This window comes from Thiomicrospira microaerophila, assembly GCF_000934765.1.
Lineage (GTDB): Bacteria > Pseudomonadota > Gammaproteobacteria > Thiomicrospirales > Thiomicrospiraceae > Thiomicrospira > Thiomicrospira microaerophila.
Window position 1 is genome coordinate 90731 of record NZ_JYNN01000008.1, and the last position, 15137, is coordinate 105867.

The following is a 15137-nucleotide window of genomic DNA, read 5'->3' on the forward strand; positions in this document are numbered from 1 at the left end:
TTCAAGTCATAAATTCGCGTCATCGCAAGACCAAAAACATCCCGTCATACCCGGCGAAGGCCGGGATCTAATGCACAAGTGCCGGATGTGTTTTCCCTATCCTCATTGCCCGTCATTGCCCGTCATTGCGAGGAGCGCAGCGACGCGGCAATCTCTTAAGGGCGTGCACAGTCTGCAAGAGATTGCCACGGCCTTCGGCCTCGCAATGACCGATTTTTTTACCTAGCACCGTCATCCTGCGCGAAGTCGCAGGATCCAGCCGCTGACGGCAATAGACCCTGCGACTTCGCGCAGGGTGACACGGCAATAAGGGAAGCAAGTCCAGTTGCCACTTATTCCTTAACTTAATGGCAGTGACTTAGTCGAAATATTGCGTTACTTCTGATCGAGGTTTGCGTGTTTGATTGGTTTCGCAGGCGGGATAACCTAAATATAAAATGCCAATCAACTCTATTTCAGCGGGATGAATATTAAGTATTGAGAAGGTTTGTTCAGATTGTAAAATGGGCCCTGTGCTCCACTGAACGCCTAAACCTAATTCGGTAGCCATTAGCTGAAAGTTTTGAATTGCGCAGCTACAGGCCGCATAGTCTTCCTTATAAACCACTGGATTTTCTGATTTAACCTGTCCAACGATAACAGTGGCTGGATTACCGAGGAAACGTTTACAAGCCTTTTCATAAATAGCTTGATGTTCTGGACTGCCCGACTCTGCCCGTTTATCAGCGCGAAGTTGAGCATAAATTGACATCAATTGTATTTTAGTTTGTTCGCCTATGACATAAAACTGCCAGGGTTGCGTCATACCATGATTGGGTGCCCATATCGCCGCATCAATACATTCGTTTATTTTGGCTAGATCAACAGTAACAGGTTGAAATTGATAGGTTGTTCGACGTTTTTTAACGAGTTGATTAAACATCTTGGGGCTCTTATTTAAATTCTTGCGACCATTGTCTAATTTTTTAACTCCCAGCACAAGCCAACAACTTTTATAATAAGCTGTGGATGAGTGTGGATAACTTACCTGCTTTTATTAACTCACAATTTTATCCACAATTGATCCACAAGCCATGCATCCGGCTTAAGCTATTTTTTTATACATATTAATAACAGCTTAACTATTTAATAAATTTAAAAAAAATTAACTTATACCTAAATACCCACTACTACAAGAATAACAAAAAAAAGAAACAGAGAATCAATAAATACATAATAGGGATAACTTTATGACGCTCAATGAACTTAAATATATCGTCGCCGTAGCGAAAGAACGTCACTTTAGAAAAGCATCAGAAACCTGCTTTGTAAGTCAACCAACACTAAGCATAGCAATTAAAAAATTTGAAGAAGAAATAGGTGTAGAACTATTTGAACGAAATAAAACAGAAATTTTAGTAACACCTATAGGAAAACAAATTATTCATATAGCAGACGAAATTTTACAAAAAACACAAATAATTAAACAATTAGCTAAAGAAGATCAAGGTGACCATACTGGAGAAATAAAACTAGGTGCTATTTATACTATAGCACCTTACTTATTACCTAAATTAATTCCTATGTTTCATAAACTAGCAAATAAAACACCTATTATTTTACAAGAAAACTATACTCATTTATTAATGGAAAAACTAATTAACGGAGATTTAGATTTAGTTATTTTATCCTTGCCTTTTGAACATAAAAATATAGAAACACAAGTTATTTATACTGAACCTTTTGTTGTTGCATTACCAAAAAATCACATACTACATAATAATGAAAAAATAAGTATAAAAGAAATTAAAAAAGAAACATTACTTATGTTGGGAGAAGGTCATTGTTTTCGTAATCAAGTTATTGATGCTTTTAATCACCAAGAACAAATTAATTTTCAAACCAATAAATTACAAAAAACACTTGAAGGCAGCTCATTAGAAACCATTCGCTATATGGTTGCATCAGGTGCAGGTATTACTATTTTACCTTGTAGCTCTGTGCAATCTTATGATGAAGAGTTACTTTCCATTAAACCGATTGATCCACCTATTCCACCAAGAAAAGTGGCTTTAGCTTGGCGTAAAACTTTTCCACGTAAACAATTACTAAAAACAATGATAAATGCACTTCAAAAAATCCAAATTCCTTGTACAATCAAACAAAATTAACCATGATACTAAATTAAATGAAAAAATTAACTTACTTAATATTCTCAATCACTTTAACCAGTTTAAGTTTTCAAGCGATTGCAAATCCTTTTCACTCTGACGATAAGTATGAAAAATTTAACCGAAGTATGTTTGAATTTAATTTAACATTTCATGATTATATTGGTGAACCTGTTGGTAACACCTATAAAAAAGCCGTACCTCAACCCGCACGTAATGCCGTATCTAATTTTTTTAACAACCTGAAAATGCCATTAAATATGACCAATAACTTTTTACAAGGAAACGTTGAAAAGGGACTGGGTGATTTTATGCGATTTTCAATAAATACCGTATTTGGTTTTGGCGGCTTAATAGATATTGCAACCCCGGCTGGACTGCCCTATGAAAAAACAGATTTTGGTCATACGCTTTACAAATGGGGCATTTGGGATGATTCCGCGTTTGTAATGATGCCTTTTTTAGGCGGATATACCGTTCGTGATTTATTTGGAAAAGGCGTTGATTCTAGTTATGATCCTACCTTTAGTTATATCATTCAAACAACTAACGATGGCCGCATCGCTTTTACGATAGGCGATGGATTCGATAGTTATGTAAAAGTAATCGACCTGGTAGATTTAGTAAAAACCATGCCTGATCCTTATATTTTTTATCGGGAAAGTTATTTTCAACAACGTGGCCGTTTATTGAATGATGGAAAAACAACTATTACACCCCTTGATGATTTTGACTTTGATTAATTTATGACAAGTAATAACACAAAAGAAACCATCGTCTCTATTGCCACACCACCGGGTCGTGGTGGTATAGGTGTTATCCGTGTGTCAGGCCCAAATGTTGCTCATATCACACAAATCATTACCAAGGCACTACCTGAAGCAAGAAAAGCCCATTACACGGCTTTTTATGGCGAAAACGATGAGATACTTGATCAAGGTATCGCGCTTTATTTTAAAGCGCCGCACTCCTTCACTGGTGAAGATGTTTTAGAGCTGCAAGCCCATGGTGGCCCGATTATTTTGCAATGGTTAATTGAGCGCGTTGTTCAACTCGGTGCGCGTTTAGCCAAACCGGGTGAATTTTCACAACAGGCGTTTTTAAACGATAAACTCGACTTAGCTCAAGCTGAGGCCATTGCTGATTTAATTGATGCCTCATCAGAACAAGCTGCGCGCAGTGCTTTAAAATCCTTGCAAGGTGAATTTTCACAACAGATCGATCAATTAGTTGAAGGGCTTATTCAATTAAGACTTTATGTTGAAGCGGCGATTGATTTTCCAGAAGAAGAAATTGATTTTTTATCGGATGGTCATGTCGCTGGACAATTGCATCAGTTAATGCAAAAAATCAACCAGGTTTTACAAACAGCACAACAAGGTGTTTTGTTACGTGAAGGCATGTCTGTTGTTATTTTAGGCCGACCGAACGCAGGTAAATCAAGTTTATTAAATGCCTTATCAGGTAAAGAAAGTGCGATAGTTACGGATATTGCGGGTACCACACGCGACATTGTTAAAGAACATATTCATATTGATGGTATGCCGCTACATATTCTGGATACAGCAGGTTTACGTGAAACCGGTGATGAAGTTGAAAAAATTGGTATTGCCCGTGCTTGGCAAGCGATTGAGGGTGCGGATAGGGTGTTAGTGATGGTACAAGCGGGTAACGACATTGATGCGCAAGACCAAGCTATTTTAGATAAATTACCTAAAAAACTGCCTATTACCTTAATTCGAAACAAGATTGATTTGGCTAATTTACAACCAGGCCTGGTTGAAAAAACGGCTTATACAGAAATTTATTTATCGGCTAAACATAAGCTAGGTTTAGATTTACTCATCCAACATTTAAAACAAACGATGGGGTTAGCACAAACCAGTGAAGGCGTCTTTATGGCACGTAAACGTCATTTAGACGCGTTGAATTGCGCTCAACAAGCCATGCACAATGCACAATATCAACTTGAACATTTTGCCGCCGGCGAGCTTGTAGCCGAAGACTTACGCTTAGCGCAAAATGCCTTGTCAGAGATTACCGGACGCTTTAGTTCTGACGACCTACTTGGACGTATTTTCAGTTCGTTTTGTATTGGTAAATAAAAATTGTAGATATTTGTTTACCGAGCTGCCATTAAGTTAAGGAATTAGTGGCACCACACAGCAACCAACTTGCACTAAATAGTTTTTCAATGCCATGGTTTTCATTCTTGCAAAAATAACCCAGTCCATACAGGGCCACTCTCAGGGAAAACGCATCTAAATAATATAAAAATCACGCGTCATTGCGAGGCCGAAGGCTGTGGCAATCTCTGGCAGACGGCGCACGCCCTTGAGAGATTGCCGCGTCGCTGCGCTCCTCGCAATGACGGGCATTTTCTAAGTTTAATGGCAATGACGTTCAACGTGGGAGTGCGTATTAGTTATAACTTGTTCATTTATTATTTAAGATGCGTTTGCCCTGATCCCACGCTGATTATTTGGCTTTTTGCGTTGAAAATTTTGTGCTTAATCAGCAATTGTTTCAGCTTAACGAAGCCGACATTAATGCCTTTGAAACCGATTTGATGGCACCACCAAAGCCGAATGATCAACTTAATAAATTGATGCAGGAAACGACGCATTAAAGCGGCGCTTTAGGTTTCAACGCCCACCAGACCCATAGGCCAGATAAAAACATCATCGCACCGACAAAGTAAAACGGCCAAACCAGCGAGTGGGTATAGAAAGCCAGTAAGCCCAACAATAACGCGCCGACGGCATAACCAAAATCACGCCAAAAGCGATAAACCCCCAGCATCGAGGCACGTTGTTTTGGCTGACTGTAATCGGCTACCGCCGCGCCCAACGTGGGATACAGCATCGCCATGCCAAAGCCCATAAAGGCGGCCAGTAGTGACCAGGCGGCCATCGAATCCACCCAGACAAAACTAATACTGGTAATCGCACACAACCAAAACCCACCAACAATCAGTGCGCGACGACCAAACTTATCCGATGCCGGGCCGGTGATGAGTTGAGACGCGCCCCAGACCACGCCATACACTGCAATAATCCCACTGGCTTGCACCAGTGTTTGGGTTTGCGAAATCAAATAGACCGGCATAAAAATCCATACCAAGGCGTCAATAAACTTTTCCACCAGGCCTGCTTGATTGAGTGCGACCAGTTGTTTATGTTGAAAGGTACCGATTTTGAAGGCTTGTGCCAGGGATTGCTTTTGCTCGGTTTGTTTTTCACCATCATCAGCGTGGTATTGGTTGTGCTTGTTGTTGTCATAATGAAGTTGATGCAAGCTTGACCAAGGACGCGTATCCAATACTTTCCAAATCGCGAGCACTAAACCTAAACCTATAACCACCAAACCAAAACCTAATAAGGCTTCACGCGCGCCATAAACTTCAGCTAAATAAGCCGTCATCCAGCCTGCCAAACCGACCGCCGCATAACCGGAAAACTCATTTAAGCCGTTAATCAATCCCTTTTGATTCGCCTTGGCTAAATCGAGTTTACTATTAAGTGCCATCGACCAGCACAGGCCTTGATTTAAACCCAAAAACACCATCGCCCATACAATCCATGACCAGCTTTGCGCATAGTAGATTAAGAAGGGGACCGGTAAAGCCAATAACCAACCGACTACCAATAATCGACGGCGCCCATACTGCTCACTTAAATGCCCCGCCACCAGATTCATGGTCGCCTTGACTAGGCCAAAGACCAAGACAAACATCACCAGACTCATAAAGGCTTGTGCCGCTAAACCAAACTCTGTTTCCGCCAGGCCGGGCACTACAGTTCGGGTCATCCCTAAGGCCAAGCCAACCAAGAACACTTGAATCAGTTGTTGGCTGATTTGTGATAGATTGGCTTGTATGCCATGTTCAATTCTAGTTTGCATCAATACGCCTTTAATATTCAACTATAACCTCGTTCCACGCTTTGCGTGGGAATGCAGACCAATTTAACCTATGAAACAGCGATCGAACCCAAGTCCAAGGCGCTCACACGTTGAACGTGTTGCCATTAAGCTTAGAAAATGCCCGTCATTGCGAGGAGCGAAGTGACGCGGCAATCTCTCAAGGGTGTGCTCAGTCTGCCAGAGATTGCCACGGCCTTCGGCCTCGCAATGACGCGTGATTTTTTTATATTATTTAGAAGCGTTTGCCCTGCCTTATTCAACCAACTGGTTGAATATTAGCCGACAAAGTCGTATAGTGTCAATTCCAATTTGATCTAGCAAGAGAGGCAAACACATGTTTTTATTCCAACACACCCCCGACTCTGAACCCGGTTCTTTATCTTATTTACTCTATTGTGTCGGCCAAGGCAAAGCCATAGCGGTCGATGTTCATAACACCGAAGTGGACCTTTATCTAGAAAAAGCGATGCAAAAAGGGGTCACGATTACCCATGTGGTCGATACCCATGTTCATGCAGATCACTACAGCGGTGGCGCGGAGTTGGCGAAACGCGCGGGTGGCGAATATTGTTTGTTTAAAGACGCTCCGGCACAATGTGATTTCACCCCGCTGACCGACGGTCAAGTGATTGAGGCAGGCAATGTACATGCCCAAATTCTGCATACTCCGGGCCATACTGAAGACAGTATTTGTTTATTGGTCACCGACAAATCACGTTGCGACGAACCCTGGTTTTTAGTCAGTGGCCACACCTTGTTTGTTGGCAGTGTGGGGCGTCCTGATTTACGTGGTCGCGAAGAAGAAATGGTGGAAAAACTCTATGACTCGATTCACACCAAACTACTGAGCTTACCCGACTACCTAGAAATTTTGCCTGGGGCGCAAGCGGGCAGTGTGTGCGGTGCAGGCATTAGCGGTAAACCGGTTTCCACCATTGGGTTTGAAAAACGCCATAATCCAACCCTAAGCATGAGCCAAGAAGACTTCAAAAAAACAGTGCTCGGCGCGATGCTACCTTATCCAGAAGGCATGGACAAAATCATCGCATTTAATGCGAATCCATCAAACTAAATAAAAACGTTACCGACGGCATTACCAAAAGCAAACTCAGTTATAAGATAGCCTAGATGCCGCAACGCGCCATAATAAATCCGTTACAATAGAGTTCTGTAGCTTATTTAGTGGAACAAAATATGAGACAAATTACCCTCAATGTGAATGACTCAATGCTTGAGCATTTTTTATATCTCATTAACCATTTGGACTCGTCAGAAATCCAAATCGTTGAAGAAAAACCGATAATGGATGCTAACTTGAACAGTGAGACCGCCTCACTGAAATCAAAGCTAACTGCGGTTCTAAAAACCAACCCAGGGGCATTCAAAGATATTCAAGACCCCGTTGCATGGCAGCAAGCTTGTCGTGGATATAATTAAAGTTCAATGACGAATTCACTTAAATACAACTTGTTTGATCAACTTGCGCAGGTTAGCAAGGCGCTGGGGCATGCGAATCGGTTGATGATTTTGGATGTGCTGGCGCAAACCGACTGCGATGTCGAAACCCTGCATAACAAGCTTGGCTTAAGTATCGCCAATGTTTCCAAACACTTGCAAACTTTAAAACAAGCAGGCCTGGTTAGGCATCAACGTCAAGGTCAACATATTATTTATGCGCTGAGTGACCCTAGCGTGTTTCAATTGATTGTCAGTTTGCGCGAGGTTACTGAAAGCCAACTCGATTCGATGCAAACGCTATTGCAAACGCATCTGCAACCTAATACCCCGTTTGAACCCATTTCGCTGAAAGCCTTAAAAGACTTTAAACAGCCTTATACCCTGTTAGATGTTCGACCCGAGGACGAATATGCCGCCGGGCATATTCCCGAAGCGATCAATATCCCCATTGAACAACTGGCACAAAAACTGCCCGACCTTCAGACTGACAAAACCCTAGTGGTGTATTGCCGTGGCCCCTATTGTATGTGGTCACAACAGGCATTAGATCAATTGCAAAAACGGGGCATAAAAGCCAAACGCCTCGCCGAAGGTTATCCAGAATGGTTAAACAATCTCGATCGAAACCGTTAGTTTATACCCATAGCCGCGAATAAATTTAATCGAAGAAGCCGGTTGGGCTAATGCCACCAGTTTTTTTCGTAAACGCGATACGCGCTTTTCGAGGGTAGCGCGTAATGTATTTGAATCTAAATCTAGATCGAGGTTTTCAGCTAACTCCCATATTTCAAGCTGTTGTTGCGGTGCTTGTGACAGTATCGTTAACAGCCGTGTTTCTTCAATCGACAGGCATATTGGGGTTATATCCGTTTGTAAGTTAGCCAGTTGATTGGTTAAAAAATAAAGTGTTAAATCTTTGTGATTGAGTTTCGGAATGCGTCTACAGACGGCTTGAATGGCGGCATTTAATTCTTCTGGCGATACTGGTTTGGGCAGGTATATATCCGCCCCACTGGTATAACCAGCCAGTTTATCTTCGATGCTATTTCTGGCTGTGAGCATAATAATACCGATGTTAGGTGACTGCATGCGCAGTTTTTCAGCGAGATACAAGCCGTCTTCGCCCGGTAGATTAAGATCAAGCAAGGCCAAATCAAATGCCGTGGCTGCTGAAAGCGCAAGCACTTGTTCGGCAGACTCATGCGCACAGACCTGGTGGCCCTGTGAGGTTAAAAATTCACTGAATACCTCACGCAGCGCTAGGTGATCTTCAACCAATAATAATTTTAATTTTGAATAGTCAGACATAAGCGAAAAATCACCTTTTCTTTCATCGGAATATACTCAATGTGAGTTTGTAATTGCAGGGCTAAGCGTTTCACAATGTACAAACCTAAACCAGAGCCTGTTTGCATCCGTGCTTTTGGGCTGCGGTAATACTTGTCAAAAATATGCTTAGCATCCGGTGCGGGTTCGTTGATTTGATTGCAGACACCGATACACCAAGTCGCTTTTTCTTTTCTAATATAAATGCGGACGAAGGTGTCTTTTGGGCTGTATTTTAATGCGTTATCTATCAAGTTAGACAGGATCACTTTTAACCAATCTTCATCGGTTTGAATATGAAGATTGGTGATGGCATCTGTAAAATCCAATCGGATGCGTTCAGGTGCCTGGCTGTGATGGGTTACATAGTTAATCAGGGATACCAGATTAACGGTTTGTATTTTTAACGCTACGTTCTCATCTACTTTTTCTAGTACCGCACAGCGATCAATAACCATGCCCATGTCATTGCTCGCTTGAATGATGTGGTTGCGCAAACTATCCGACATGGTTTGTTGTGAAACGCCCATTCTGATAACGGATAAAGGTGTTTTAAGTTCGTGTGAGAGCATGCTTAAAAACTGTGCTTTCTGTTCTTTATCTTCGCGTTCTTTGTTAGCAATAGCTTGGGCATGGCTTTTTTCCAGGGCTATTTTTACATGGTCTTTTTCAATTTGACAGATATGTTGACTCATGCTGTCTTGCGCAATCATTACGAGTGCCATGCCCATGACAATAAACGTAAGGGTCGCTAAAAATGAACTGAGCATCAAAATAGCACTCATTGGCGTATCCGCGATGAAATAGCTAATAGTAAACTGCGATGAGAGCGCGAGTGTAAAAATGACCAGCAACAGCAACAAGGTCATAATGTATTTAATATTGAGTTTAAACACGGAAATCAGCAAAAGCGGATAGAGCAGGAAGATAAGAAAACCGTATTCAATCGAGATGAGGGTGATAATGATCCCTAGGGATAAAAACAATAAAAAATTAACCTTTTCGTTAGATGAAAAATCCCTGTTATCCATGCTTTTATAAAGCGGATAGAGCAGTAGCAAGCCTAAGGTATCTGAAAAAACAATCATCACAATGTAATTAATCACCATTTCATGCGCAATGTCGCCGGCAATCATCCAGTTAAAACTGATCACCACACCGGTGAGCAATGAAGGTATGACCCCGACCAGCAGCGAGAATGGAAGCAGGATAGATATATTGTTAAAATCGGTTTTGACATATTTTTTGAGTAAATAAACCGCCAGAAGCGGCGCAAGGCTATCGGCTATAGAGGGGATAATTCGATGGATGATGGCAAATAAATCTGTGTCAGTTGCGAGGTTAAGGTGCGATAAAAAACTGGCTAGAAAGATAATTGGTAGGGATTTAAGTCCGTATTTTTCAACTAAAATTACCGCAATACCAAAGGGAAGCCAGAGCAGTGATAAGCCCGTTGGCTGTAATGAAAAAATTGACATTCCCAGTTTTGCAGTAAAAAAATACAGGAAACCACCTGCAAGCAGGGGGAGGTAGTTTTTTATCATTTAATGTGCCATTTCATAGTAATTATTTTCTATATAATTTTACTTTTATTTATATAGTATAAATAATTCGATATGTGTATTTTTATAAAAATTGAATATATATTGCACGATAATACCGCAATTTAGCGAGGTTTACCATCTTTAGTTTACTGTTTGGTACAATCCGTGCCAGGAGCCTGTCGGATGAAACCACTCGAAGCGAAAAAAATCTGGGTTAAGTCAGTTTTTCTCATTCCTAAAGCACTCCCACCTGCAACGTCACAGCCATTAAGTTAAGAAAACCCGTCATGCCGGCGGGGTCCGGAATATCAAACCGACAGCACATAACCTCAAAAGATCCAGGTTAATGGCCATGACCTACAGCATCGGAGTGAGGAGGAGAAGTTGTTGGTTTATTCTTTTGATTCCCCTTGTGTCAGAGTCGGTCAGTGACAAGTATTGGACTTTACTATAATCCTTATAGACCAGATTTATTCTAATTAATTAAGTATGTTTTTTATTGATCGATTTTATAGCGTAAGACTTAAACAGGAAGCTTTAACATGACCGATACTATTGCGAAAAATGAATACCGACTTTCAGAGGATATGGTTATTCTCTCGACATCTGATTTGAAAGGTAATGTTGTTGAATACAATCAAGCATTCAAAGAAGCATCGGGTTATGATGATGTCGATTTAATAGGTCAGCCTCACTGTTTATTAAGGCATTCAGACATGCCAAAAGAAGCCTTTAAAGATTTTTGGCAAACGATTCAAGCGGGGTATCCTTGGTTTGGCATCGTCAAAAACAAGCGTAAAAATGGTCAATATTATTGGGTAGCGGCGAATGCCAGTCCGATTAAGGTCGCGGGAAAAATAACCGGCTACCTGTCTGTACGTTATCCCGCTTCAAATGAACAGAAGTACCAAGCGCAATTGTTATATCAACAGGTGAAATCCGGTCAAACGGCATTTCCTTATACCCCTTTACCTTCAACAGCACGATTACGTTGGCAAAATGCGATCTCGGCTACGTTTGTCGGCGGCACTATGGCATTATTGGGTTTGGGTATGACTACTCCGGGATTGGCATTACTGCCTTTTGCGATTGCGGGGTTGGGCTATTTGATCTGGGCGACAGAGCGTAAAGACCGCTTCAGCAAAGAGGTGCAACAGGGGTTTGAAGATGTTGCGAACGGGGTATTTCGTCAACCGATAGCCAGTCGTACAACCTTAGGGTTTGCTTTAAATATGGTTCGCTCAAGAGTCGCGGAAGCGGCGGCAAAAAACTATGATGCCTTAAACGCATCACAAACCCTCATGACGGCATTGAACACCGCGAGTACAAATATTATGGTGACGGATGTTGATTTGAGGGTTAAAAGTGCCAATGTTTCTTTAATGAAAATGTTTACCCGCAACCAAGCTTCGCTTCAATCTGTTTATGCCAATTTTGATGTTTCTAAACTCATTGGAAGTTATATAGATAGGCTTTTAAAGCCGATTCCTGAAGCGAGTCCTGTTTTTACTGATTTAAGCGCTTGTTGGTCGGGCGAACTTAGGATAGCGGATCTGGTGATGCGTTTAACGGTTGAGCCGATTTTTCAAGGAGAAAAAAAGATTGGCTATGTCATTGAATGGTTAGATCGCACCGATGAAGCCAATGTATCGCGAGAGATTATTCAGGTCATGCAGGATATGGAATCGGGTCACTTTACTAGTCGCGTGGATTCCGCCGCCAGCGGTGAGTTAGCCTTGATTAAAGATTCCGTCAATGCATCGATGCGTGTCCTATCGGATTCGGTCAATCAAATTGGTCAAGCGATGCGCGCCCAGGCGGCAGGTGATTTAACCGTCCAACTACCTGATGGCTCATTTAAGGGCGATTTGGACAAGCTTAAAGAAGCGATTAACTACTCGCTGGCCAATTTAAAAGGCGTGGTAACCGCGGTGATGGAGGCGTCGAATACAATAAAATCGTCGGCCGCGGAAGTCGCTCAAGCATCCAGTGGCTTGAGTTCACGCGTCCAGCAGCAAGCGGCGGCGTTAGAAAAGACCTCCAGTTCGATGGTGCAAATGAATACGCGTATTCAAGAAACCAATACGCATGCACAGCAAGCAAGTGAGCTGGTGTCTGGTGTCCAACAAAAAGCCAACCAAGGACGTGCTGTGATGACGCAAACCATTCATGCCATGCAAGGTATCAAAGCCTCAAGTAAGAAAATTGAACAAATCGTGAGTCTAATCGATGGGATTGCGTTTCAAACCAATCTGTTGGCACTGAATGCTGCCGTTGAAGCTGCGAGAGCAGGAGAAAATGGGCGTGGTTTTGCGGTGGTGGCCGGTGAGGTTCGTGGTTTGGCACAAAAATCCGCCGAGGCGGCAAAGGATATAAAATTGCTGATCGGTGAAAGTGTCAACCAAATTGACGAAGGCACGCAGCTTGCCGATGCATCGGGTGAAGCATTGATGGCGATAACTCAGGCAGTTGATGAAGTAACAGGCCTGGTTGAATTTATTGCGAATGCGTCAGTGGAGCAAGCGGACGGTATCGCACAGGTCAACCATGCTATTGCTAACATAGAACAGGTTACCCAACAAAACGCGGCCTTGGTTGAAGAAACCGCCGCGACAGCGATAAGCCTGCGTGATCAAGCCCATGTTTTGGAAGAAAACATGCTGTTTTTTAAAACCGATTTCATGCCAACAACCCCCACAGCGCACAAGACGCTTGAGAACAAGTATGCCACGACGAATTAGTGCTTTTTCATATGGGTTATGCCTAATATTATTGGTGAGTCTGCAAGCCCATGCTCAGCCCGTTCCCATGCATTTAACCCCGGTTCAGTTGCAATTAAAATGGCAACACCAATTCCAGTTCGCGGGTTATTATGCGGCGCTTGAAAAAGGTTATTATCAAGATGCAGGACTGGATGTCACCCTAATTGAAGCACAGGCGGGCATGAATCTGATCCAAAAAGTGCTAGAAGGAAAAGCCGAGTTTGGTGTCGGTACCAGTGAGGTCTTGTTAAACTATCATCAGGGTGATCCGCTTGTGGTTTTAGCGGTCATTATGCAACATTCACCCTTAGCCTTTGCCACCCTAGCATCTTCCGGCATCACCAATATTCATCAATTAGCAAATGAAACCATGATGATTGAACCCAATTCGCTTGAGCTGTTTGCTTATTTAAAGAGTGAAGGGATTGGTTTAAAACAAATTAATCAAGTCATGCATAATCATGTTATTGAGGATCTCATTGACGGCAAGGTCAAAGCGATGTCGGTCTATACAACAGACGAACCGTTTGAGTTTGCGCAACTCGGCATCGAAACCCAATTATTCCGCCCTACGATGGCGGGCATTGATTTTTATGGTGACAACCTGTTTACTTCACAGGCGATGATTCAGCAACAGCCTGAGTTGGTGGAACGCTTTCTAGAGGCGTCATTACAGGGTTGGCGCTATGCGATGCAATATCCTGATGAAATCATTGATTTAATTTTGACAGACTATTCTTCAAGAAAAAGCCGTGCACACTTGGCATTTGAAGCTCAAAAAATGCGCGAAATCATGCGCCCAGATTTGGTTGAGATAGGTTATATGAATCCAGGGCGCTGGCACCATATTGCCCAGACCTATGCGCAATTAGGTATTTTACCCGAACATATAACTATTCAAGGCCTTCTTTACCAAAACTCAGATTTGGCTTATCAGCAACTCAAAACGCAATTTTATTATGCTCTAGTCTTGCTTGTGAGTATTGGTTTATTGGCTGGTATTTTTTATCACCAGTTTTATTTAGCTAATCTGCGTCATAAACAATTTGAATCCTTGTTTTTAAATGCGCCGATTAGCTTGATTGAAATCGATCAGCATGGCACCATTTTTAATTGGAACCGTGAAGCACAAAATACTTTTCATTATGCTAGCGAAGAAGTGGTGGGCAAAAATGTATTTACATTATTGGTCCATCATCAAGACCTTGATAAGGTCGAAAGCGTGATAAAAGAGGCTTTTGAAAATAAAAAAATCACCTTTTCAGAGAATAAAAATGTGCGTAAAGACGGCCAAAGCCTGCTTAGTTTTTGGTCAAATATGCCGTTTGCAAGCGGGCACCGAAAAACCCAACGGCTGCTTTGTATGGCAAGAGACATTACGCTAGAAAAACAAATGGAAGCCAAGCTTTACCAAGCGGCACACTATGACGAGCTAACCGGTTTACCTAATCGCGTGCTTTTGTTAAGTTTACTCAAACAGACCCTTGCGGATGCCAAGCGTTATCAGTCTAAAGTCGCTATTTTGTTTATTGATCTTAATGATTTTAAAGCCATCAATGATACCTGTGGTCATTATGTTGGTGACCAGGTTCTTAAGCAAACAGGGAGGCGCCTTGAGCAATCATTACGTGAAAATGATGTGATTGGTCGTTTAGCGGGTGATGAGTTTGTTGCTATCGTTAAAGACATTAATGAATCAACAGATATTCAAATTGTGATAAGTCATATTATGGCGGCTGTTCAAACAGATATTGTCGTGGATGAATTGCGTCTTTCAATTAGCGCCAGCATTGGCTTTAGTCTTTATCCGCAGGATGGGCAAGATATTCAACAACTACTTACCCTCGCGGATGAATCCATGTACAAAGTAAAAGCGGCGTCCAAAAATCGAGCCTAATGTGACAAGCTCCTAGCCCGAATATTTAACTTCGCTTTCTTCGATTCATCAAGTTTACGCGCCCTGGCTTGTCTAT

The 15137-nt window shown here is 42.1% G+C and carries 13 protein-coding genes; 9 read left to right on the top strand and 4 right to left on the bottom strand.

Annotated features, from left to right (window positions below):
- Window positions 1-358: 358 nt before the first annotated feature.
- Window positions 359-922, bottom strand: coding sequence for a nitroreductase family protein (locus NA59_RS04825; RefSeq protein WP_044408798.1), 564 nt, complete (start codon window positions 920-922; stop codon window positions 359-361).
- Window positions 923-1229: 307 nt separating this feature from the next.
- On the opposite strand from NA59_RS04825, the gene NA59_RS04830 reads away from it, so the two are divergent.
- The 4 genes from NA59_RS04830 to NA59_RS14765 all read left to right on the top strand — a co-directional run bounded on the left by NA59_RS04830 (window position 1230) and on the right by NA59_RS14765 (window position 4779).
- Complete coding sequence (locus tag NA59_RS04830; protein WP_044408801.1) at window positions 1230-2150, top strand: hydrogen peroxide-inducible genes activator; 921 nt, start codon at window positions 1230-1232, stop codon at window positions 2148-2150.
- Between the two features lie 17 nt (window positions 2151-2167).
- Window positions 2168-2893, top strand: a complete 726-nt coding sequence (locus NA59_RS04835; RefSeq protein ID WP_044408804.1) for an MlaA family lipoprotein — start codon at window positions 2168-2170, stop codon at window positions 2891-2893.
- 3 nt (window positions 2894-2896) lie between these two features.
- Window positions 2897-4255 carry a tRNA uridine-5-carboxymethylaminomethyl(34) synthesis GTPase MnmE gene (gene mnmE / locus NA59_RS04840; protein ID WP_044408807.1) on the top strand — a complete coding sequence of 453 codons (1359 nt, stop codon included), beginning with the start codon at window positions 2897-2899 and terminating at the stop codon, window positions 4253-4255.
- Window positions 4256-4656: 401 nt separating this feature from the next.
- The gene (locus NA59_RS14765) at window positions 4657-4779 is read left to right on the top strand and encodes a type II toxin -antitoxin system TacA 1-like antitoxin (protein WP_157792550.1); all 123 of its coding nucleotides are present in this window, start codon (window positions 4657-4659) and stop codon (window positions 4777-4779) included.
- Here NA59_RS14765 and NA59_RS04845 read toward each other — a convergent pair.
- The gene (locus NA59_RS04845) at window positions 4776-6053 is read right to left on the bottom strand and encodes an MFS transporter (protein WP_044408810.1); all 1278 of its coding nucleotides are present in this window, start codon (window positions 6051-6053) and stop codon (window positions 4776-4778) included. The genes NA59_RS14765 and NA59_RS04845 overlap by 4 nt on opposite strands.
- Before the next feature lie 355 nt (window positions 6054-6408).
- Between NA59_RS04845 and NA59_RS04850 the strand changes: the two genes are divergently transcribed.
- The 3 genes from NA59_RS04850 to NA59_RS04860 all read left to right on the top strand — a co-directional run bounded on the left by NA59_RS04850 (window position 6409) and on the right by NA59_RS04860 (window position 8165).
- On the top strand, window positions 6409-7146 hold the full coding sequence (locus NA59_RS04850) for an MBL fold metallo-hydrolase (RefSeq protein ID WP_044408813.1): 738 nt from the start codon (window positions 6409-6411) through the stop codon (window positions 7144-7146).
- A gap of 122 nt (window positions 7147-7268) precedes the next feature.
- The gene (locus NA59_RS04855; RefSeq protein ID WP_044408816.1) at window positions 7269-7511 is read left to right on the top strand and encodes a hypothetical protein; all 243 of its coding nucleotides are present in this window, start codon (window positions 7269-7271) and stop codon (window positions 7509-7511) included.
- A gap of 6 nt (window positions 7512-7517) precedes the next feature.
- Window positions 7518-8165, top strand: coding sequence for an ArsR/SmtB family transcription factor (locus tag NA59_RS04860; RefSeq protein ID WP_044408819.1), 648 nt, complete (start codon window positions 7518-7520; stop codon window positions 8163-8165).
- Here NA59_RS04860 and NA59_RS04865 read toward each other — a convergent pair.
- Both NA59_RS04865 and NA59_RS04870 read right to left on the bottom strand, forming a co-directional pair.
- Window positions 8139-8840: a response regulator transcription factor gene (locus NA59_RS04865; RefSeq protein ID WP_044408821.1), complete on the bottom strand. Its 702-nt coding sequence runs from the start codon at window positions 8838-8840 to the stop codon at window positions 8139-8141. The genes NA59_RS04860 and NA59_RS04865 overlap by 27 nt on opposite strands.
- A complete protein-coding gene (locus NA59_RS04870) occupies window positions 8819-10402 on the bottom strand; it encodes a sensor histidine kinase (RefSeq protein ID WP_044408824.1) in 1584 nt (527 codons plus the stop codon). The genes NA59_RS04865 and NA59_RS04870 overlap by 22 nt, the downstream gene beginning before the upstream one ends.
- Window positions 10403-10944: 542 nt before the next feature.
- On the opposite strand from NA59_RS04870, the gene NA59_RS04875 reads away from it, so the two are divergent.
- Together NA59_RS04875 and NA59_RS04880 are read left to right on the top strand one after the other, a co-directional pair.
- Complete coding sequence (locus NA59_RS04875) at window positions 10945-13143, top strand: methyl-accepting chemotaxis protein (RefSeq protein ID WP_044408827.1); 2199 nt, start codon at window positions 10945-10947, stop codon at window positions 13141-13143.
- On the top strand, window positions 13127-15061 hold the full coding sequence (locus NA59_RS04880) for a diguanylate cyclase domain-containing protein (protein WP_044408830.1): 1935 nt from the start codon (window positions 13127-13129) through the stop codon (window positions 15059-15061). Before NA59_RS04875 ends, NA59_RS04880 begins: the two co-directional genes overlap by 17 nt.
- Window positions 15062-15137: the final 76 nt, after the last annotated feature.